General features: G+C 32.1%; 17 protein-coding genes and 5 pseudogenes. 10 read left to right on the top strand and 12 right to left on the bottom strand.

Going from position 1 to position 21,834, the window contains the following annotated elements:
- Positions 1–189: 189 nt before the first annotated feature.
- The 5 genes and pseudogenes from tnpB to MHH59_RS28485 form a co-directional block, all read right to left on the bottom strand.
- A pseudogene (tnpB, locus tag MHH59_RS28505) lies at positions 190–1,225 on the bottom strand (IS200/IS605 family element RNA-guided endonuclease TnpB).
- Positions 1,226–1,466: 241 nt separating this feature from the next.
- Positions 1,467–1,866: pseudogene (locus MHH59_RS28500) on the bottom strand (hypothetical protein); the annotation flags it as partial.
- Between the two features lie 787 nt (positions 1,867–2,653).
- Complete coding sequence (locus MHH59_RS28495) at positions 2,654–3,031, bottom strand: ammonia permease (protein ID WP_340853405.1); 378 nt, start codon at positions 3,029–3,031, stop codon at positions 2,654–2,656.
- Between the two features lie 255 nt (positions 3,032–3,286).
- On the bottom strand, positions 3,287–3,748 hold the full coding sequence (locus MHH59_RS28490) for a helix-turn-helix transcriptional regulator (protein ID WP_002016811.1): 462 nt from the start codon (positions 3,746–3,748) through the stop codon (positions 3,287–3,289).
- 569 nt (positions 3,749–4,317) lie between these two features.
- Complete coding sequence (locus MHH59_RS28485) at positions 4,318–6,300, bottom strand: methyl-accepting chemotaxis protein (protein WP_340853401.1); 1,983 nt, start codon at positions 6,298–6,300, stop codon at positions 4,318–4,320.
- Between the two features lie 871 nt (positions 6,301–7,171).
- Here MHH59_RS28485 and MHH59_RS28480 point away from each other — a divergent pair.
- Positions 7,172–7,500: pseudogene (locus MHH59_RS28480) on the top strand (stress protein); the annotation flags it as partial.
- 119 nt (positions 7,501–7,619) lie between these two features.
- Here the strand turns inward: MHH59_RS28480 and MHH59_RS28475 are convergent.
- The gene (locus MHH59_RS28475; protein WP_340853400.1) at positions 7,620–8,852 is read right to left on the bottom strand and encodes a glycoside hydrolase family 5 protein; all 1,233 of its coding nucleotides are present in this window, start codon (positions 8,850–8,852) and stop codon (positions 7,620–7,622) included.
- A gap of 422 nt (positions 8,853–9,274) precedes the next feature.
- Here MHH59_RS28475 and MHH59_RS28470 point away from each other — a divergent pair.
- The 3 genes and pseudogenes from MHH59_RS28470 to MHH59_RS28460 form a co-directional block, all read left to right on the top strand.
- A pseudogene (locus tag MHH59_RS28470) lies at positions 9,275–9,649 on the top strand (aldo/keto reductase); the annotation flags it as partial.
- 486 nt (positions 9,650–10,135) lie between these two features.
- Positions 10,136–11,788 (top strand): pyridoxal phosphate-dependent decarboxylase family protein, encoded by a 1,653-nt coding sequence (locus MHH59_RS28465; protein ID WP_340853398.1) that lies wholly within the window; start codon positions 10,136–10,138, stop codon positions 11,786–11,788.
- Between the two features lie 104 nt (positions 11,789–11,892).
- A complete protein-coding gene (locus tag MHH59_RS28460; RefSeq protein WP_340853396.1) occupies positions 11,893–12,537 on the top strand; it encodes a hypothetical protein in 645 nt (214 codons plus the stop codon).
- Between the two features lie 821 nt (positions 12,538–13,358).
- Here the strand turns inward: MHH59_RS28460 and MHH59_RS28455 are convergent.
- Complete coding sequence (locus MHH59_RS28455; RefSeq protein WP_002204121.1) at positions 13,359–13,769, bottom strand: hypothetical protein; 411 nt, start codon at positions 13,767–13,769, stop codon at positions 13,359–13,361.
- Positions 13,770–13,866: 97 nt separating this feature from the next.
- Positions 13,867–14,064 (bottom strand): helix-turn-helix transcriptional regulator, encoded by a 198-nt coding sequence (locus MHH59_RS28450; RefSeq protein ID WP_098472376.1) that lies wholly within the window; start codon positions 14,062–14,064, stop codon positions 13,867–13,869.
- A gap of 152 nt (positions 14,065–14,216) precedes the next feature.
- On the opposite strand from MHH59_RS28450, the gene MHH59_RS28445 reads away from it, so the two are divergent.
- On the top strand, positions 14,217–14,576 hold the full coding sequence (locus tag MHH59_RS28445) for a helix-turn-helix domain-containing protein (RefSeq protein WP_097952583.1): 360 nt from the start codon (positions 14,217–14,219) through the stop codon (positions 14,574–14,576).
- A 511-nt stretch (positions 14,577–15,087) separates the two neighbouring features.
- Entirely contained in the window at positions 15,088–15,519 is a 432-nt protein-coding gene (locus tag MHH59_RS28440) for an N-acetyltransferase (RefSeq protein ID WP_016126725.1), read from the top strand.
- A gap of 110 nt (positions 15,520–15,629) precedes the next feature.
- On the opposite strand, the pseudogene MHH59_RS28435 reads toward MHH59_RS28440, so the two are convergent.
- Positions 15,630–15,822: pseudogene (locus MHH59_RS28435) on the bottom strand (hypothetical protein).
- A 52-nt stretch (positions 15,823–15,874) separates the two neighbouring features.
- On the opposite strand from MHH59_RS28435, the gene MHH59_RS28430 reads away from it, so the two are divergent.
- Together MHH59_RS28430 and MHH59_RS28425 are read left to right on the top strand one after the other, a co-directional pair.
- Positions 15,875–17,470 (top strand): T7SS effector LXG polymorphic toxin, encoded by a 1,596-nt coding sequence (locus tag MHH59_RS28430; protein ID WP_340853390.1) that lies wholly within the window; start codon positions 15,875–15,877, stop codon positions 17,468–17,470.
- A gap of 14 nt (positions 17,471–17,484) precedes the next feature.
- Entirely contained in the window at positions 17,485–18,015 is a 531-nt protein-coding gene (locus MHH59_RS28425) for an SMI1/KNR4 family protein (protein WP_016126721.1), read from the top strand.
- A gap of 161 nt (positions 18,016–18,176) precedes the next feature.
- Here MHH59_RS28425 and MHH59_RS28420 read toward each other — a convergent pair whose 3' ends face one another.
- Positions 18,177–18,437: a response regulator aspartate phosphatase gene (locus MHH59_RS28420; protein ID WP_016126720.1), complete on the bottom strand. Its 261-nt coding sequence runs from the start codon at positions 18,435–18,437 to the stop codon at positions 18,177–18,179.
- A gap of 374 nt (positions 18,438–18,811) precedes the next feature.
- Between MHH59_RS28420 and MHH59_RS28415 the strand changes: the two genes are divergently transcribed.
- Entirely contained in the window at positions 18,812–19,285 is a 474-nt protein-coding gene (locus MHH59_RS28415; RefSeq protein WP_002199161.1) for a hypothetical protein, read from the top strand.
- 88 nt (positions 19,286–19,373) lie between these two features.
- Here the strand turns inward: MHH59_RS28415 and MHH59_RS28410 are convergent, their stop codons facing one another.
- A complete protein-coding gene (locus tag MHH59_RS28410; protein ID WP_016126719.1) occupies positions 19,374–19,571 on the bottom strand; it encodes a hypothetical protein in 198 nt (65 codons plus the stop codon).
- Between the two features lie 220 nt (positions 19,572–19,791).
- Between MHH59_RS28410 and MHH59_RS28405 the strand changes: the two genes are divergently transcribed.
- Positions 19,792–20,490: a sce7726 family protein gene (locus tag MHH59_RS28405; RefSeq protein WP_340853384.1), complete on the top strand. Its 699-nt coding sequence runs from the start codon at positions 19,792–19,794 to the stop codon at positions 20,488–20,490.
- On the opposite strand, the gene MHH59_RS28400 is transcribed toward MHH59_RS28405, so the two are convergent.
- The gene (locus MHH59_RS28400) at positions 20,407–21,621 is read right to left on the bottom strand and encodes a hypothetical protein (RefSeq protein ID WP_340853381.1); all 1,215 of its coding nucleotides are present in this window, start codon (positions 21,619–21,621) and stop codon (positions 20,407–20,409) included. The two genes, MHH59_RS28405 and MHH59_RS28400, sit on opposite strands and share 84 nt — an antisense overlap.
- Positions 21,622–21,834: the final 213 nt, after the last annotated feature.

Genomic DNA, 21,834 nt, shown 5'->3' with positions numbered 1-21,834 from the left:
ATTACTTTTTATAAAGTAATCTCATATATATTTATTAAAATATATACTCTGATTTATACCCCGAAAATAAATTCAAGGATATTCCAACAGGTCACTATATATATTTCTAATAACTTGAACTACCCCCACTTTCACTTCGTTTAGAAGTGAGGGATTCCTAAGTAAAGAATTCTATCGAACTCTAGTTTATTAGGCTATCTCCGCAGTCCTTGCGGTTAGAAGCCTTATCGCTTCATTCTTTAGATTGATACTTGCGTTAATATCCCTATCATGATGTGTACGACAAGAAGGGCAGTCCCATTTACGTAGGTTTAGATTTTTAACGTCTTTGTTTTGATATCCACAACAAGAACATAATTGGCTTGAAGCAAATGTTTTCGATACGACAATGACTTGTTTGCCGTACCATTTTGCTTTGTATTCCAACATAGTTCGAAACTGTGACCATGACACCTCACTAATTGCTTTTGCTAACTTATGATTCTTTAACATATTCGATATTTGCAAATCTTCTATACCGATAACATCGTGGTTTTTGATGATTTCAGTTGAGACTTTGTCCAAGTAATCTTTTCTAGCATTTGTCATGTATTCATGAATTCTAGCTAGAAGAACCTTTTATTCTTCTAGAAAGAACACGCTGTGCTTTCGCCAACTTCTCTTCTAACGATCGAAAAAATTTCGGATTTTTATAGATTGTTTCATCTGACAAAATGGCAAAATCTTTTAGCCCTACATCCATTCCAATGTAAGAATGTGTTTTCGGAAGTTCTTGCACTTCTGTTTCAACTAATAACGACGCAAAGTATCTACCAGAAGGGTTCCGTCTAACTGTAGCATTTAAAATACGTCCCTTTACTTCACGACTTTTGGCAAATCGAACAAGACCTAGTTTTGGCAGTTTAATTTTGGTTCCTACAACGGCAATATTTTCATTTGTTTGTTTTGTGGTGTAAGATTGTACGTTGTTCTTCTTAGATTTGAAACGTGGGGAACTGTTTTGTTTTTTGAAAAAACGTGTATAAGCATCCGCAAGGTTGCGAACAGACGACTGAATAGCAATACTATCCACTTCTTTTAGCCAAACAAACTCTTTCTTCATGGCAGGAAGTTTGGCAGAGCATGTACCATATGTCAAACCTTTTCCTGTTTCTTTGTATGCATTATCCCATAGATATAGGAAATGATTGAATACAAAACGAGAACAACCAATCGTTTTATTGATTAGAGTCGTTTATGCTTTATTTGGATATATACGAAATTTAAATGCTTTATTGATAATCATAAGTTTCACCTCAATTTCGATATATGTCTATTATAAACCAAACGTACATTCGAAAGGTAGTAAAGTGATCCTGGCAAATTGTCCAGTAACACTTTACTACCTTTCGAACAATTCATCTCCCAACTACTCACTGGGCTGTGGCCCTTCACGTTCCTTGAGGAAGGAGTCTTCTTGGCTAAAATGATAAATGGTACATAAACCCTGCATTACTTCGCTCTATATAATCACTCTTAGCCTCTGAATCTAAAGGTAATTCTTTTGCGAAAACAGGCAGTTTAATTCCAAATTCCATATATAAATCGTCTTTTAGACATTCAAAAATTTCTTCCTTAATAATTATCTAATTTGGGAAGGATGTCTATCGCAGCTAATCCTAAAGCTTCCTTTTTAGAAACCCATTTCACTAATCTTTCGAAAGTCTGTGACGAATAAGTTGAGTTGTAAATCCTCTGTAGATCTCTTTCTACATCTTGATAGAAGTGCTGCCATTTATTTAAAACTCTTTCAATTCCCTCAACTCCAGTAAATAGAGGGTAAGCTATATATAAAGTGTTTTGAAATAGTACTTTTAACTTTTCCACTAATAATCCTCCTAATTGCTTCTAATACAATTATATCAATTGCTGCTAATCACTTATACCTTTCTAAATAGAGTTTCAAAAGTATGTAAAAATCACCAGTTATTCAACTGTTTTTTCTGAATTGTGCATCTTATTGCAAAACACGTAACACATTTGCATTATGGTGTACCTTTCGGGATAGATAGCATGGATGGTTTGGGGATTTTTAGTGCATTATTGTTAAAATGAAAAATAGAACAGCATTGCGTTGTGCTGTTCTATTTTTATTAAGATACTAATTGTGGTTCTATTGTAAATTATTATAAGCCAACATCAATGATTGGGAGAGACAAATTGACGAGTATACCAATCAACAAGAGTACTAGTATACTAATTAACACGAGTATCAAAGTACTGAATTTCAAATATTTAAAAAATAATGCATACTTTGGTGTTAAATACCTTTGTATCAAATATCTTAGACAATCAAAGAAAATACCATATATGAGAGCTGTCAATATACGAAATGCGTATATATGATGGTTAAACACCATATCTCTAAAAGGTTCAGCATATATTAAATTATTTAATATATGGTCCAATCCGAAAACGAAAAAAACGAGTCCTTGAGGATCTAGTCCACTAATACGAAAATAACAAAGTAATAAACCGATTGCTAAAGATAAAAATGTATAACTTTTTAACATCTGTTTTATTAGGTTCATTATAAATAGATTCCTTTACTTATTAATAATATAGTTTTATAGACTGAAAAACACTGATTGAGTTTTCGCAGCCAAAATAACTATTAGATATAAAAGGAATCTTGTACAGACATTAAATAATAGAAAAAAACCCCTAATATTCCAGTAGTAAAAATAATAAATCCCATATTGCGTATGCTTTTAATTTTTGCTTGTAGACCATTGAATGCTGCTAACAACCCAGTTAAAGAGAATAGAGTCCAGTATAGCAGGGGTGGAATAGGAGGAATTATATCTCCACCAATCCCCAGACCCCAATCAACATAAGGTAGAACGATAAAGGAAAGGCTAAGTAATCCCATTACACTCGCGAGTAATTTACGATATTTAACCCCTGTAATTATTAAAAAAATCCCACCAAAAAAACCGCATGAACAAAGAATAGGCGTAAATAAAATATAAAGTAAGCTCAAGATGTACATATATAATCTCCTTCAAGTTGATAAGTTTTATTTTAACTCTATTTATATATAGAGAGAGGAACTGAGGAATCAAGTTCAACAAAATCACAACTAACAATAGTTAAGAAGCTGAAAAAGGCTTAAGCCGCCATCCCGTCGATATAGTATTGGGGATAAAATAAGCACCTCCTAATAATAAGGTCAGGGTCAACAACATTAGTAAGATAGTTTTCATTTATGTATTACACTTCTTTTTAGCCCCAATAAATAAATTATTTATTTTTCAGAATTTATGGTTAATTTAAATAGTTGATCTAGCGCTTCTTCTCTATCAAACGAACTAAACCAACGGTAATCATGTTCGTCTAAAATACGATAATGCTGACTAATCAGATTTTGCTGTAAGCGAAAGTCCCCTTTTTCTTGAATTTTTTTCCACCATAATTTTCCTCCCAATGTTTTTTCTTTGGAGTTGTTAATACTTTTGTGGGCCATTGTTTCGATTACTACTAATGGATCATCTCCCAAAGCGGACTGTAAAACCTCACTCCCCCTAAATAATGCACAAATAGCCACGGTATTGGTCCAGCCTGCATTAGATCTCCCCTTTTCGATTTGAACGAGTGTTTTCTTTGAAATGCCGAGAACTTCAGCCATTTTATCTTGCGTATACCCCTTTTCAGTACGAATTAACTTTATTTTCGTTGAAATGAGTTCGATTATAAGCTCCTTATTCATCTTTTCCCCTCCCCAAAAGTAACTTATGTATTATTTAGTGTAATTTTACACTTTTGTTAATCCTTTTTCAACTTGATTTTTCCCTAGGCCTCGGACGAAATTCGGCGATTGATTATGAAAGGTATAATTCCCTTATAGGAGGTGTCATGGTGCTATGTCAGATACGGAGATTGTATATACCGCTAATGAAGTGTATAAGCGTTTAGGAGTGAGTGGAAGTACGCAGATGTTTGTGTTGCAACACCTTTCTCATATTGCGTACCCTTCCTGTAAAACATGCAACATCTTGCGTACTCTTCCTGTTAACAAGCAACATCTTTCCCACGTTGCGTACTCTTAGTACAAAACAAGCAACACCTAATATTTAATTTTTTTAACACAACTCCCTCTTGATTTTCATTCCTTTTTGTTTTGCATTCCAACAAAAAAAGATCAGCTACCATTTAAAGTAGTTGATCTGCATGTGCAATTTCTATAAAAAATACATATTATATTTATTTGCTATTTTAAAAGATTTTCAACTAACACTCTTTAACATACTTCCTGTTATTCTTTCCTATAATCTGAACTTATACCTTAAATCCTCCAATTAAATCTTGAAGTTCTTCGGCCATTTGTGCTAATTGAATTGCTGAAGAATTTATCTCTTCCATGGAAGCATGTTGTTCTTCGGATGAACCAGCTATAGTTTGCATACTTGTGGTGTTCTCTTTTACAGCTACTGCTATTTGATTAATAGATGTATCGACTTGCATTGCATCAGATGTCATCTTATTTGATAGGTCCACCATACCATGTATTTTGGAAACGATATCATTCGCTGAATTTGAAATCTCATAAAAACTTTGTTTTGTATCATTCGCTACCTTAATTCCCGACTGTACTTCTATTCCTACTTCATTCATAGCTTTAACAGTCTCATGTACATCTAATTGTATTTCCTTAATTAATTTTCCAATTTCCATTGAAGATTGTCCTGATTGTTCCGCTAATTTCCCAACTTCATCCGCAACAATTGCAAATCCACGTCCCTGTTCTCCTGCCCTAGCCGCCTCAATCGCCGCATTTAGTGCTAGTAGATTTGTTTGTTCAGCAATATTTTGAATCGCTTCTAATATAGTGCCTATTTGCTGCGATTTCTTATCTAATAATTTAATTACAGTATCGGATTGGGAAACAGAATTATGTATAGACTGCATTTGTGTTACAGTTTGTTCTACTAATTGTTCCCCCTCATTTGCTTTTTGTTTTGTGTATAAAGATGAGGTCGATACTTCAGAAGCATTATCAGCTACACATTGAATATTTCGTGTTACCTCACCTATTAATTTAGCTCCAGACTCAACTTCATTATTTTGAACTTCTGCACTATGTGAGATTTCTTCCATTTCTTTTGTAATTTGTTCTGTTGCAACACTTGCTTGCTCTACACTAGCAGTTAGTTCCTCAGAAGAAGCTGCTACATGTCCTGCAGATGTGTTAATTTGTGAAATAATATTGCGTAAAGACTCTGCCATTGCATTGAAACTATCACCCAATTGACCAAGTTCATCCTTTGAACGAATATCAATTTTCTCCGTTAAATCTCCTCGACTAATTCTTTGAGCTGAAATAACTAATTGTCTTAGTGGATTAATAATAGTTCTAAGAATGAAGAAAATTATAATTCCACCTAATAATAAAGAAGCTCCTATTATAGCAAATGTTTTATAAAAAATAGGATTGGTAGCTTCTTCAATTTCTTTCGTAGGCATTACACCAGCTATTTTCCAACCTGTTTTTTTATTTGTCTTAAAGCTTATGCTTCGATCCTCACCATTGAGGCTATACGTAATCTCTCCATCTTCTTTCTTATAAAGTTCATCTGCTAAAGATTTCTCTAATTTTTCACCAGGTTTTAATGTTGGATGAACAACTATAGTTTTATCTTGCCCCACTATAGATACAAAACCTTGCTTTCCTATTTTTATCATTTTAGATGTTTTTACGATATCATCAATATTCAAGTCCATACCAATGACACCACTTTTATCTTCATTTTGTTTAGCAACTGCAATTACCATATTTCCAGTAGCCTTTGATTTATACGGAGATGAAACAATAATTTCTCCATTCGCTTTTTCTGCATCCTTATACCAACTACTTTCTAACGGATTAAATCCTTCTGGTATTTCTCCAACAGGCGCATGAATAAATTGATTGTTACTGGATGCGGAATAAATTGTTTCTATCTCTGGATGTAACTGTATATATTGTTCAAATTTACTCTGCACATTTTGTAATTGATCAGGATTATAATTGCCTTGTGTGAGTAATTTTGCAAAATAAGTTACATCTATATATTTGTTTTCTAATTCATCATCAACAATCTTATCTAAAATACTTACATTATCTTTTGCTGTTTGTAGAATTGTTTCATTAAGATCTGTTTTCGCCTCATCATAAGATGTTATTCCAACAATAAGACTAGGTATAATTAATATTGCAATAAATGCCATAGACAACTTCGTTTTTAGCTTTATTTGTTCCAATCTTTTTTTTATATTAAACACGATTTTCTTCTCCTTTTCATTCTTACAACTCATATTATTTATTTAAATGTTTACTCCTTTATCTTTTTCTACAATTATTTATGGTATCATTTGAAATGAAATTACTACTATATCCTTTTACATGCATCTTCAGAGATAGCAATTTAGCTTTCACAAGCGGAGTTTTATTTATCCCCCCTTTCAAGTATGTTATTTTTCTATTTTAAGCAAATATAAAAATAAGAATTATTCCAAATAAACCGTATTAAATATATACTTCACTCTATTAAAATGGTTTTTAGTTTTGATTGGATAAAAGGTTTAATTTAGGCCTAATTAAATTGTATGAAATCCTTACCATAAGAAATTCTCTAAAACTTAACTAAGTGAATATATCCCCTGGATAATTCTACTTAATGGCTTTTTAAACCACTCTAACTGCTTCACTTCATTCATACATCTATTTACTACAGCCGCTTGTTGTTTTGTTGGATTACTGAACCATAAATTCTAAATAGAAGAATACAATAAATTGGAGGACTATATTGTAACATGTATACATAAGTTTTAAATATTAAAATCAAAAAATATATAAATTTTTCATTATACGTATCTTCATATATTACAAATTATTTAGTATGAATTTTAATTTGCTACCGTCTATACAGAAAATGCACTAGCACTAGCATTAGAGTATCTAACTACAGGAACCAATATATATTTTGGAGAATAAGGCAATATATCACGTCTAAAAACTAATTTCGTCTTATCGCGGATTCTTACCGCCCACGCCCGTTCTTCCGGTTACGTTTTGATAGAGGGGCAATGTTCATTGATCAATAGTTTGTTATGACGTTTAGGTATTTATTTACATTAGGCGGATAGAACTAATATGTTTAAAAAATTATCAGTATTTCTTATTGGCACTCTACTATTATTCAGTTGAACAGCTTGTGATAGCATTAAATCAATGGCAAGTAATGTTACAGTTAGTAAAAATTTAAAGGTGCAGGATTAGAAGCAGAAGAGCCTACTGATCTACCACAAAAAGAGTTTGGTAATACTAGAAAAGATGCGAAACGTATTCTGGTACCTGCTTTAGGAGAAGATAGCGGCGGTAGATTATTCGAATTTAAAAACAAAGAAGATCTTGAACAGGCTAAAAAGTACTATGACGATTTAGGAAATGGAAATCAAATGCTCTTCTCTCATACCTACTCACTGGACTGTGGCACTTCATGTTCCTTGAGGAAGGAGTCTTCTTGGCTAAAATGATAAAAAACATCTAATTCTATTTGAATTAGATGCTTACATTTAGTCCTTAATCCTAACATTCTAAACTATTTATGCGCCTGTAAATCTTTTTTTATTACATCCCAAAGTGAATTATCTTGACGTATCGGTTTACCCTCTTCATCCCATTTTATTTTTCCTGTTCCTAATTCATAATTCATTCCCGTCCATGTGTCTTCACGGAATGCATAGAATGATTTATGCCAACCTTTTTGGTTGAAGATAGAAATAAGATCTTGCATGTATTGGGTTGCACCTGGGACAGTACGGTTAATTCCAAATTCCTCTGCAATAATTCGATTAGATGGTACATGATTTTTCTTAGACCATTGTTGAATTGGCTTTAAAAATTTCTCTAATCCCTGCTTATTCCACATTACAGGTTTCTCTAAATCTCCTACTTTTACAAATCCCGGATATTGAAGTTCCTTGTTTTGTTTTTCACCTTGGCTCGTTAATTCATACGGCTCATACATATGAAATGCATAAAGTGTTTTTTTATCCTTTACTGGTTTTAAATATTTAAAGGCCCATGGAGTAGCATATAAACCTGCATCTAAAATAATCGGTGTTTCTTGGTCCACTTCACGAATGGAATTAATGATCTTTTGATTAAATCTATTTAAATCCGCTGTCGTTCCTTTCACTTTTTCATACCATTTCTCGTAATCTTCCGTCCAAAAATCATTATATTTATTATTTTTAGCTGTTTCTGGATGCGGTTCATTTATAATATTGTAACCAACCACTGCAGGGTGATCTTTTAGTTCAAGAGCAAGGTCCTTCCAAAACTCACTTGCTTGTTCTTGATACTTCTCTTCTTCCCATATTCTGTCGTCATTCTTGTTATTATTAAATTGACGCCATCGATCACCAGGTAAAGATAACATTGTAAGAGCAACTTTCATTCCTTGCGATTGTGCGGCATCTAAATCCGCTTTTAATTTTTCTAGATCCTCCTTTACTAATCCCTGATAGTTATCTGCATTACCTATCAGAAAATCTTTTCCAGAAGTATCTGGTTTATCCTCAAATAAAAAATCTTTATCTTTTGCCCATTTATCAGGTGCTAAACGAACATATTCAATATTAGCTTCCTTTGCACTTTTATAGTTTTCAGGTAATGAAGTGCTATTCATAAAATTAGTACCTTTTCTTTTTGAATCCCAAAAATGAATTTTGGAATCGCTCTTTTGATAAGTATCAGCTTTCACATTCATTTCCTGTACTCCAAAACTTATGATGCCTAATAGTGCAACGATTGGCAAAACTTTTTTCACAGTTTTTCCTTCTTTCTATATATATTTTACACACATAACATACCTTTGTTTTGTTACAGGAATATGGCAATTTCCCAAAAATACCTTTTAAGTTTATAAAGTGAAAGTTCATTCACATATAAAAAAGACAGAGATATTTAGAATGTTGCTTCGTTTTCTAAAAAATAAAAAAGGAACCCTTTACGGATTCCTTTTTGCCTTGCACTCTTTTTCAAATAGTGCATTTTTGCACCTATTTTTAGTATACCTTATAATTCCTATAAAATAAATAAGATTAAACGAAATTTGCTACTATATTTTCATAAAAGGATTCGAGTCAGAAAACTAATACAAGTAAGTTCACTTGCGAAAAATTTATGTTCTTTCACAAGTAATAAAACGTCATACTTTCTTAGGATTCTACAGATAGAATAGAGTATTATAAAGAACCTGAAAAAGACATCCTTCCTTATATTGAAAAACATAATTTAGGTGCTGTGATTAGAGGTCCACTTAAGATGGGGATTTTAACTGGGAAATTTAATCATGAAACTCAATTTCCAGACGACGATTTAAGAAAAGATTGGCCAAAAGAAAATTGGTTTAAAGATAGCTTAAACAAAGTAGAGAAATTAGGTTCACTTGTACGATCAAATCGAAGTCTAGCGCAAATCGCCTTACGTTATGTTTTAAGCCACCCAGCCGTTTCAGTTGCGATTCCTGGTGCAAAAAATTCTACTCAGGTTGAAGAAAATTCTTTACACTTAACTCGTCCATTATTATTAAATAATGAAATTGAATTCATTAAAAAACTTTGATCCAATAATTATTCTTCCATAAAAATTCATGCTAATTTTACTATCAAATCCATACCACTACTTCTTCTCCACTAGAACATATCTTTAACACTTCCACCTTATTTTTTTATCTTTTCCTAACAATATCTACAGTCTATAAGGTAGTTGAACACTTTTATTCAACTACCTTATAATACGTTCTACATTATATTAAAATATCTACTACACTAGTTCAATACATGTTAGGACAACATATAAATTAAATAAACAATTAATTCAGATATATTTTTAGAAACTTCATTATCTCACAATTACTTTTTTAAAAATAAATCAAAAAATTTTTCTTTACTTTAAATTCCATAGTTCATATAATTTTCTATGGAATTACATTTTTTTCTAAATAGCTCCTCATTTCTAAGGATTCAAAAGGGCAATTACAAATTATTATACCCTTATGTTTAACCAAGTAAAATAAAAATCCAGTTTTTCACAAGGAGAAGTGACTGCATGCAAGATATTTTAAAACTATTTCCGAGCGTTGACGGAAATGAAGAAAAACAACAACTTTTATTAGAATCTATGCAGAAAATAATTAAAAATCTTGACCAATTAAAAAATGAAGAGCGAGCTACTTTAGGTAAATGTGAGGAAAAATCAGAAGGATACTACAATGGCTTAATTCACCAAAGTCATATACCACTAGCTGGAATCACTATGTCTGAGGTTATAGAAGAGCTAAACCAATTTATGAATGGCCATCCTTATCCAAATAAATACTACTTGTCTAACGCTGTACCACTACCAAGTATTCCATCACTATTGGGTATACTAACCATGGCACTTTTAAATGGTAATGGCGTTTGGGATGTTTATGGCCCAGGGGCAGCTGAAGCAGAAGTAAAAGTTGTATCGATGCTTTCAAAACTGATTGGTTATAATCCACATAATAGCGGTGGTTATACAACATGGGGTGGACAAGGTTGTGTATTTTCGAGCTTACGTTTAGCAATTTCTAAACAATTCCCATCTGCAAAAGAACATGGTGCTCCACAAAATGTTTATTGCTTTGCTTCTGAAAATGCACATTATAGTTTATTAAAGTCAGCTGAAGCAACTGGCATAGGGTCAAATCACTTAATAAAAGTGAAAACTGATCCCTATACAAATTCTATGGATATAGATGATTTAGAGGCTAAAATGATACAAGTTATTAAAAATGGAGGTATCCCCCTTTATATTCTAGCTACTATGGGGTCAACAGATACATTTACCATTGATGATATAAAAAAAATTAAAGAGAGCGCTGAAGCAATACAAAAAAAATATAAATTAAAACCTATTTATATCCATGCTGATTCTGCAATGGGCGGATTCTATAGTTTCTTTAATAATTATAGTTTTGAAGAAAATTCACTCTCATTTGAACCTAATGTGAAAAATGCCTTACAATACGTACAAGATAAAATGCAATATATGTCCCTTGCAGACAGTGTATGTTTTGATTTTCATAAGTTAGGACAAACACCTTATGCTTCAAGTATTTTAATCGTAAAAAATCATACTGATTTACAACTGATGGACATTGAACAGGATGATACACCTTATCTTGGTAATAGATCCTATGGGAGTTATCATACAGGCTATACCTTAGAATGTTCACGAGCTGGTAGCGCTATTCCCATGTATATCAATCTATTAGCCTTTGGAATTGAAGGATATCAAAAATTATTAGCAAATTATGTTCGTGTAAATCTATTATTTAGAGAGAAGTTGCGTGAGGCTCTACCTCAAGTCGCAATCACAAATGATTTTACATATGGACCAATTACAACCTTCCGTTTCTATATGAATGGAGATGGCCAAGAAAATTGGGAAAAAGAACGAATAGGTCTTGCAACAAAAGAAGAGATTGAGGATACAAACCGATTAAATATAGAACTATTTAATTATCTAGGAAAAAATCGCGATCAAGTATTTTTTGGTGATACAACTCGTTCTTGTGTAGTAGATGTATTAAACAGTGGCGATAGAAATCCGATTTCCACATTAAAATTCTTTTCTATCTCTCCATATACAACTGTTGAATGTTTAGATGAGATCGTGTCATTTCTTTATGAACATATTTCGATTGCCACTAAACAGATTTATTCATATGTTTAATAACCACATTTGTTAGCGCTTTAATAGTTAAATTTAACTAGATTAAATAAAAATCTTTATTCTTTTAATTGCTATTAACTATATCAGGAAAAGAGGAAAAACATATGAATATAGAGCTACTAGATACACACCACGTGAAAGATGCAGCACATTTACTTGCACATTCTTTTGTGAATAACGAACCTCTTGTAAGCAGTTTACAAATTCCCTTTGCTCCTTTTCACAAGATGTGCGAAGAAATGATAAAACAAGCCGTATCTCAAGCTATATCATTTGTAGCAATAGATAATTTTCAAATTGTCGGTGTTCTTTTAACAAGAAAAGTAACCCAACCACTAATAGATAAAGATAAGGCAACTGAACTATGCCCACAAATGGATCCTATTTTTCAACTTTTAGATACATTAGAGACAGAATCTATTGAGTTTTCTCATTTAGATAAAGAAAAATTGGTCTATCTAGATATGGGCGCTTGTCATCCAGATTGGATGGGAAGTGGGATAGTCACCAGCCTTATTTCACATGCCATTCAAGAAATAAGTAAAAAAGATTTTGATTTTATTGCTGCTTGTACAAATAAAATCTCTCAAAAAATCCTTAAAAAACTGTTTACGACCTTTGAAATGAATGAAATAGTGTATAGTAATTTTCCTTATAAGGAAGCATACCCATTTGCTAACACAACAACTTCCTTAGCAGCTCAATTACTATATATACCTCAATCCCAATTCGTCATCAAGGCCATATAAATTTGTGAAGAAGACTAGCTGTACTTTTGTGCAGCTGCTTTTTTATATAGAGTAAATTAGTAATAGATATTCTTACATAAGTGATACCTTTCACACTTTAACTTCTTCGAATTCAATAGCCACTTTCTCAGCATGCCTTATTTCTCTGCTTAACCTACCTAAAGATCCCCTTCTATTTATTTCAACATGTTTCATACGCTCCATTATTTCATCTATACAAGTAACTTAGACACTTCTCCCTATTTAATGACTAATCTTTTACTTTTTAAGTAACGATTGATACACACCTTCCCACACTTAAATACTTTAAAATTTATTACCTAATATCCCCTTAACATTCCCTGTAATTCTTGCAATTCTCTTTCATTTTGTTTATCTATTCATCCCCCATATCCTATATCTACTTAATCTTCCCTAAAGAATCCAATGTAAAATTTATGATAAAAGGAATCAAACGTATCATATGTAGATTATATAAGGGATAAGAGTGAAAATTACTGGATTTCCCCTTTTTCTCTTCTTTTTTAGAAGTTCTCTCAAGTCTAATTCTATTGCATTCCTGCTACATAACATTCCACTATTCAATATCATATTATATGGTTATATTAAAATTTTACCAAATCATTAAAGGAATCTCCTTCCCCCTATCGAATTATTTTAGAGGAAAGGAGAGGAATACATGGAAATTCTAGGATTAGATCCTCGCGCATTAGCGACTCTAGGTGCACTTGAATACACCAATCGCCGCAATAAATTAATTGAAGACTCGGAGAATAACATATACGAGTGTAAAGAAATAAAAGAAATACTTCAATCACTCCCTAAAGAGAAGCAGATTGAGGTTCTTGAGAATCAAGCTCACTTTGAAGCTGTGGCAAAGATGATTGAACAAAACAATTTAATTCTTTTAGAACAGATGAAAGCTCTACAGCTAATTCAGAAATAACAAACTTATGATTAATTAATTCTACATATGCTTCCATAAATAAAGTATCTTTATTTATACCATCAGCCTCTGTTTTTACAGGGGCTTTTGTTATGCTTTGATTTATATTCTGAATTTGAATAGTCTCTTTCACATGTATGAACAGATCTTCTAATAAACCTGGTGTCGATTCTAATTCCTGCTTTTCAATTTCCTCTGTTACAGCACTGATAAATTCCCATAGTACTTTTGCACCTAGTAGTTCTGCTAATCGTTTTTCACGCATTTCAAATGTTTTCATATTCAAATTGAACACTTCCTCTTCTTTATTTTTTACTATTAATTGGACTATCTGATAAAACTGCTATATATGGTAATTAAATTCTCTATCCCCTTTTTGTAAACTATAGTTTACAAAAAGGTCCAAAAATAGATTCTACATTTGTTCCCAGACTTTCCGCTATTTTTATAGCTAACTTTACATTAGGTTGTTTTTTATTATTCTCTATTTCAGAAATATAGGTGCGGGATAGCCCCACAAGTCCTGCTAATGTTTCTTGTGACATTAGTTTTTCTTTCCTCAACTCAGCTATCTTATTCATTTATCCAATCCCCTTCATTCTTGTATTCATTTGATTACAAAACCATTGTAAACCATAGTTTACTTTATCGTCAACAATGTTTTACAAGTTTTTTCTATATTTTTGTTTCTTTTTGTAAATTATTGTTTACAATTGTACTAGGAGGATTACACATGAAGAAAACTCTTGGTGAAATTATTAAAAATTATCGTTTAACAAATAAGCTATCCTTGCGCGATTTTGCTCAAAAATGTGATGTTAGTCATACTTATATAGACAAACTTGAAAAAGGCGTAGATTCCAGAACTGGAAAACCGGTAGAACCAACACTATTAGTAATAGAAAAAATAGCAAACGCCATGAATATAAGTACTAAATCCTTATTAGAAGAGATAGGATTCATTGCAAATGATAGTACCGAAGTACCTGATACAGAATTAGAGAAATGGTTTAAAGCTATTAAAAGTGCCTCTCCCCAAAAACAAGAGGAATTAAAGAAGTTTTGGGAGTTTATAATACACAAGAAAGATTAATATATCAAAAAGACCCCCACCTTGACAGGGTGGAGGTCGCTGGTTCGAACCCAGTCGGGATCATTCTAAAAAGGCTTGATATATAAGGCTTATTTTATTATATAACAAAGCATAAAAATTAATGAAACACCCTAAATGGGGCAGGATTGGGGCAGGAAATTTCTAAACCAATTTTACAACACACTCAGCTCCTTCATTTGTACGGTGGCTGAAAACCACCATTATAAACTTCGCCCAGAAAATGGGCGAATGATTTCTCTCGTTAATTCAATCGCTTAGTAGATAACAGTATTAAAAACCCTAGAAACGTTATTATAACGTCATTTCTAGGGTTTTTTTCTATTCTTATGGTTTGTAAAATAACTTATATAAAATTAATTAGTTGGGGGAGGTTTTTGGGGGGACTTTTGAAATAAAAAAAAGCGTGAGCAAATGCTAATTTCCACACACACTCTTACAATTTCAGATATAATGATATTTATTCTTATAAAAGTAAAAGGAGTTACTTATTTTGAAAGAAAACTTCATCAAAATCCCTCTTCATATACATGAATTTCAAACATTAAAATTGTTATTAGAAGAATTAGTACAAGACGAGATAGAATTATTTGAAGGTTTTTCTAAATATACTTTACACATTTCTTCTAAAGAATCCAAGGTCACCATTAACCTTAGAAGTGAGTTTTTCCCAAAACCATACTTAGCAATTGCTGCTATAAGCATTACACCAAGTAATCAAGGAAAAGGAAGCATAATCCTTGATTGGTTTAAAACATTTGCGAAAGAAAAGGGCTTCAAGCGTTTAGTATTACAAGAAGTTATTACTGATGAAGGTTACCACTTTGCATTAAAAAATGGATTTTCAAAACATGTTAGTCTATACGAAGAAATGTTTGGAAAACCAAACAGTATTAACGGGGATTATGAACTACATTTAACGTAAAGAAATAAAAAGTGAACGAATATTTTTCATAGTCGTTCACTTTTCTACTTGATGAATTATCCAAAACAGTTCATTCTTTTCTTTCCATAAGAACAAGCCCACCTTTTCATTCATGATTTTTCACCTCTTTTCTTTTTATTCCCCTTGTAAGTGAATATGGTACATAACAACCTTTCTGTCATAATCCGCTAGGATTTCCTCACGATTTATTTTTTCTACTTTCTCACCGTACCTCAAATATCCAGCACGAAGTAGAAACTCAGAATACCCTTCTGGAATCGGGAATTTAAGAGGATGTAACATTTACATTTTCATCCTTAAATTGGTATGATTTACTTGTTGAGGAGGGGAATTTATGAGTTTAAACATGTATCTAGGAGAAGTACATACCCAAACACAAAGTATGAATGCTGTATGTACCGCTACCATTCAAGGTATGGAACAAGCCATTCAGTCAATTGACGCTTTTGCAGTTGATACTGTTTTACAAGGACAAACATATAGCAGTGCAAAATCATTTTTTGTACAAACCTTTCGTCCTTTAGCACAAGGAATCATTTACTTATGTGAAGAATTAATCCGTCAGAATGATGCCTTTCCAAACGATTTTCAATCGCAAGTAGCTTCAACAGATGTAATCGAACAAGAAATATTAGAACAAATTCGCGAAATTGACCGAATGAAAACAAGTATGGAAGCCATCAGTCAAGCTATGCCAAACCCGGGTATGGACGCTATGACGAATCTTTTTACTGTCATGAGGAAGAAACTGCAAGAAAAACTAGAACACTTACATGAATTCAATTATACTTCTAGTAGTAATTATGATACTGCACTTCAATTAGCTGCGAGTATCGCGCAAGGTCTTGCGGAAGTGCAAAGTGGGAAAGGTTTCAGCCCCGCAAGTGGAACATTTAGCATACAAGAATTGAATATGGAGTGGACGGGGCCTATTCAAGCAATTACAGAAAGTAAAGCTCATGAAGCACAAATTAAAAAAGCAATTGCTTTACGAGAACAAGAAGCCAATAGACCATGGTATGAAAAAACAGCTATCAGTACTTGGGAATTTATGAAAGAATTTTTTCAAGGCGCTGGTAGTGCGGCTTTCGAAAGCGTTATTGGACTAGAATCACCTGATAATGATGAATTAGAAAGCAAGTTAACTTATCAATCGGGAAGATTTGCCGGAAATGTTGTAGCAGGAGCGGCATCCATTATAGAAATTCTAGAAGGTCTTACCGTCATAGGCGGGGCTAATTTCTTAACCTTCGTCGCAGAAGTTGGAAGTGGTGGTTTAGCATCACCAATTGTTCTTCCATTAGATGCAGCTGCTACAGCGGCTGGGCTTAGTCTTGCTGGACATGGTGTATTTGTTGGGCGTAATGCAATTCAAAATGGTAAGGATACTCTTCAAAAGTTCCAGTCTTCTTCTAATGGGACTAGTGGTAGAATAAAGGAGAAAGCCGATGCTAACAACCTTCAAAAATCCCAGTCTTCTAGCGAGGTTGGTAATAGTGTTAAGAATACAGAAAAAATACGGATTGTTGATGGAAAAAAACAATATAATGTAAACGGAAAATGGGTAACAGATAAACAATTTTCAGCTCTTCGTCAGAAAGCTGTTCGCCACGCATGGAGACAAGAGAAAGAATTGATTAAAAAAACGGGGAAAGGAACAAGAGATTGGACCCCTGCAGAAAAACTAGAGTTATTACAAACAGGAAAAGTGAAAGGCTACGAGGGACAGCATATGAAATCTGCTAATGAATATCCTGATTTTGCTGGTGAACCAGATAACATTCAATTTTTAAAGGGAAGGAATATGGATGTAAACGAACACTTTGACGCCCATCGTGGAAATTATCACAATCCTACAAATGGCTACTATACTCCTAAGAATGATAGTATGACTGACTTTGGAGACGTTGTGCCTTGGAAACATGAATAGAGGGAGATGGTTTTATGCTAAGAAAATATTATTCAAAAAACAATCATTTACAACCATTTTTTGAGGAAGTTAATAAATATGTAGATGGCATTCACACCCTAAACAATGGAATTAACGTAGAAGATATAACAAGCCTTCAAAATGAACTTAACATTCAAATTCCTGATATATATAAAGATTTTCTCCAAGTGTGTAATGGTGGAGAATTATTTATACCTGGAACAGTCCTGTCAGAAATTCATACAGCTGCTCGGGGCCAAAAACAGCGTGGTGGCTCCTATCTAAATGATTCGTTTAAAAAAGAACGAAGACCGATAAAGATGCCAGACACGTATTTAATCATCGCAGATTTAAACTATGGTGACTCGATTTGTATAGACTTAGAATCAAGCAATGGATACGATGCAACGGTAATACAATGGGATAGGGAGATTCACAGCGTTTCTAGATCATGGAATGGCTTGGTGGAATGGTTAATGGATACCTTAGACGAAGGATCATTACTAGTAGATTATGATGGTAATGAAAAAGATTTAGACTTTTAACATGAATAGTAAAAGTGAAGCCACAAGAATTTAGTGCTCTTGTGGCTTTTTATATAGCTAACTGCAAAACTTTGCTAAAAGTAAATTCATTCATTTCTTAAATTTTAATAATATTATAATATTTTTCAACTAAACTGCCACGTTGGCTTAAGTACACTTCTTTACAATCTTAACGAAACAATTGAGTCAATTTTAGCAAATTCATCATGTGAAATATTCATACTATCGCTTAATACTTTATATCTAAAATCTAATAATGAATAATAAAATAATATTTGTTGATTTTCTTCGATATGACTTATTTTCGATTCGATTTCTTCTTTTAATGTTTTTGATTGCACAAAATCTTGGTTTAACATAAATTGATACCAAATATCTAACGAATTTTTAATTTGTTCTTTAGGTACTACAGGTGTGCTCATAGCTACCCCATCCTCCTCGTTTCTATCTATGATTATCATAATTCCACAAAATAACAATAAAATTCCTTCTTCGAGTGTGGTTGATAAATAACTTTCAGAATATTCATTCCAACAAAAATGATAATATGTTAAGGTACCTACATAAATAAAGATATACATAATAATTTAAAAAGAAAGGAGGAAATTATGGGAGTTTTTGGGTAGAGAATAATGATAATAAGATCAAATCAGTATCCTAAGTTAGATGGCCTAAAACTTAATGGAGACTATATTTTAGAGGTGCCAGCATCTAATAAAAACATTAAAAATATAGAAAAGTATAAAGAAATAGCTGAAGAATACGGTGTAACATTAAGATTTAGGGAGGAATAATTATGAGCTTAAAATTAAAACCTGAAATAGAAACAGCACTAAAAAAAATTGACTTTGTTAATAGATACACAGAACTTTCTTCTTTTTCGAGAGAAAATTATGATGCCGAAGAAATCATTCCTAATCCCAATATTGAAGAAATTCAACAAATACTTGAAAAGCTAGGTTATAAATCAGTTTATGATAAAAAAGAAAAGTTTTTAAAAGTTGGAGAACTAGGTGATAAAAAAGAAAATTTATTTTATTTTAATATTGGTATTAAAGTAAACGTTCTGGATTTTACTTGGGTAGTTTATCATAATGATGAACTAAGATTAGGTAGTCCATGGAGTCTATATTCAAGACTTTTAATTTCTCCAGATACTAGAATTAAGCCCGTACTATTTAGCGATTATGACAGCTTAGAAAAAATTTTAAAAATTGCTTTAGGTATGTATGAAGATTTTAAACAAGAATTAATTCCTATCTATTCATAATTTTATATATAAGAAAGGCAATCTTATCTTATATATATAAAAAGAAAATCCGACTCACAAGAGACGGATTTCTTCATGTATCTAAACTTTATACCGTCTTATTCAATCTAATGTTAGCACTTCTTTTCAATGCTAATACCACATTAGAACCATCGTTTCTAAACTTAGTAAGTGCACCTTCTTTTACACCTTTATATAATAAATAAACATATACTACACAAAAATGCTTAATGATTATACGAATCGGTAAGCTTTTTATTGAATATGGATAAGTTCGTTTTGTCATATATTAATACCTTTAATCAATTTATAAAACGCAATATTTACAGTCTTCACATTAAATTGGTATAATTTAGCTATTAAGCCAACTTATTAATATCCTATCTATTTTATATAACATAGAGTAATTTAAAGCATAAAATTAAAGGTTAATAAAACTTTTTTATAGAAAAAATACATAAATGAATTTATAATGAGAAAGGCTTTTAGAAAAGGAGGATAGAAAGGTGTTACGTAAATGTTTAACAATTATAGAAGATAATTTACCTCAACATGAACTAGAGAGGGTCTCCCGACTCCTTTACTCATCATATAATCCTTTTGACTTCGATTCTAAAATTTGGACTAACATACAAGAAATAATTCCAAATGAAGTATTTGATAAAATAAAACCCTTTAAACGAACAGTAGTCGGTCACGCTATTATAAATGAGTTGGTTATGAAATACTTCCCTGGTGAAATTACCATAAAATACAATTTTATTAAAAATCACCTTAATCGCCTTAATGAAATTACTGTATTTGAATTAAAAATAAATTCAAGTAGGTTAGATATCGGAAGGATTAATGGTAAGTCTATTGCATATGAAATAAAGACAGAACTAGACACATTGGATAAATTACATAAACAAATTACAGACTATTCAAAGGTATTTGAGTATGTTTATGTCATTATTCATCCTTCACATTTAAAAAAGGTCACTGAATTAGTCCCGCAGCATTGCGGAATAATTACCTATAATTTAAAACATGGTGTTTGTAAATTTAGTTTCCGAAAAAAAGCGTTAAAAAGTGACAATATGAAACCAGAAGCACAACTTTCAACTTTAACAAATAAAGAGTTAGATTGGATTATAAAAGCAAGTAAAAATATCTATAAATATACCATTAGTTGGCCTAAAGTTTCCCTCTGCATCACTACGTAACCCTTCTACAAAATCCTCATATGAATATGATTGATGGAATGTACAAAATTGAATTTGCTTCTCCTCAGTATATCGTTGGTATGCACCCATCCACTCTTTACGATCAGCATTATTTTCTATTAACTGCTGATGTAACTCTGGATCAACTATTTCCAACGCCTTTCGTACAACTGAATAAGTTTTCCCGGTTCCGGGTGGACCATACAAAATTTGATTTTTAGGTAAATTCATATGTACCACATCCTTTTGATTTTCTGTGTTATTAGAATCAAAACCAATTTTCTTCTTTATATCCGTAAGTAAACTATCACTATTATCTTCTTTTACAATTAATCTTGTACTTACACCTTCTTGAAGTTTTCCATCTAGCTCCTGAAAAATCTCTTCTTTTATTTCAACTTTAACAAATTCTTTAGCACGCCATGTTCTCAAGTTTTTAATGAGTTCCTTTCCATTTAACCCGGCTTTATTACACTCTTCCACAATTTTATGTACTGACTGTTTACTAGGCATTTCCCGATAAGTTAGTCGCTCACTGACACCTGCTTCCCTATATGACAAATCTATCAACATATTATCCAACCTAAAAACGCTTTCTGAATTATCATTTTTAATAAAAATAGTACCTTTTTTAATAAAGGCTCTTTGAAAGTGAATCTCATCATGATCTAATAAACGCTTAATTATCTTTCCCATTTCAATAGCTTGCTCTAACTCTATTTTATTTTCGGTAGAAAATTCCTTCCCCATATATGTATCTAATTGTTTCATCTCTTTGAGGAATTCAAAAGGAAGCATAAATGATTTATCCGTAGTATTACGACCATGTGTATATCGATACCCCATAACAGGTCGGTTATATACCTCTTTTACAATTCCTTTATGCGTAACCATTGGTGCCCCTGTAATCTTTCCCTTTAATATGGGGTCTTTTATATCATTTTTAACCTTTGTCCCTACAACAATATAAACTGCATCCCCAATATTTTCTTCCATTTGTTCATATTCATTACCTTTTTGTTGATACTTTGTCTTTTTTGCAAGCGCTCGGGGCCAATAAAAAGTACCTGCCTTTATGAATGCTTCAAATTCTTCGACTGTGTTAGAAAAAAAAGAAAATACTTTTTTCACTTAAATCTCTCCCATTGCATTATTTCTAGATATATCATACCACTTATTTCTAATATATTAATATAATCAATGAGGGGGCGAGTTATCCTAAACTCTTTTTTGAAAAAAGCATAATTATATAATAAAAAGCCCCTATCGTCAGGAGCTTTTACACTTGAAATTCATTTAATTCCTTATACTTACTTAAAATAGGGAATTAATGTTAATACGTTT

The sequence above is a fragment of the Bacillus sp. FSL E2-0195 genome (genome assembly GCF_038003645.1).
Lineage (GTDB): Bacteria > Bacillota > Bacilli > Bacillales > Bacillaceae_G > Bacillus_A > Bacillus_A mycoides.
Note: the sequence above shows the minus strand (reverse complement) of the source record. Positions and strands in the feature narration are given on the sequence as shown.

Coding starts and splice junctions, on each gene's coding strand:
- MHH59_RS28495 (WP_340853405.1), bottom strand. CDS start 3,031: ATGTACATCTTGAGCTTACTTTATATTTTATTTACGCCTATTCTTTGT.
- MHH59_RS28490 (WP_002016811.1), bottom strand. CDS start 3,748: ATGAATAAGGAGCTTATAATCGAACTCATTTCAACGAAAATAAAGTTA.
- MHH59_RS28465 (WP_340853398.1), top strand. CDS start 10,136: ATGCAAGATATTTTAAAACTATTTCCGAGCGTTGACGGAAATGAAGAA.
- MHH59_RS28460 (WP_340853396.1), top strand. CDS start 11,893: ATGAATATAGAGCTACTAGATACACACCACGTGAAAGATGCAGCACAT.
- MHH59_RS28450 (WP_098472376.1), bottom strand. CDS start 14,064: ATGAATAAGATAGCTGAGTTGAGGAAAGAAAAACTAATGTCACAAGAA.
- MHH59_RS28445 (WP_097952583.1), top strand. CDS start 14,217: ATGAAGAAAACTCTTGGTGAAATTATTAAAAATTATCGTTTAACAAAT.
- MHH59_RS28430 (WP_340853390.1), top strand. CDS start 15,875: ATGAGTTTAAACATGTATCTAGGAGAAGTACATACCCAAACACAAAGT.
- MHH59_RS28425 (WP_016126721.1), top strand. CDS start 17,485: ATGCTAAGAAAATATTATTCAAAAAACAATCATTTACAACCATTTTTT.
- MHH59_RS28420 (WP_016126720.1), bottom strand. CDS start 18,437: ATGAGCACACCTGTAGTACCTAAAGAACAAATTAAAAATTCGTTAGAT.
- MHH59_RS28415 (WP_002199161.1), top strand. CDS start 18,812: ATGAGCTTAAAATTAAAACCTGAAATAGAAACAGCACTAAAAAAAATT.
- MHH59_RS28410 (WP_016126719.1), bottom strand. CDS start 19,571: ATGACAAAACGAACTTATCCATATTCAATAAAAAGCTTACCGATTCGT.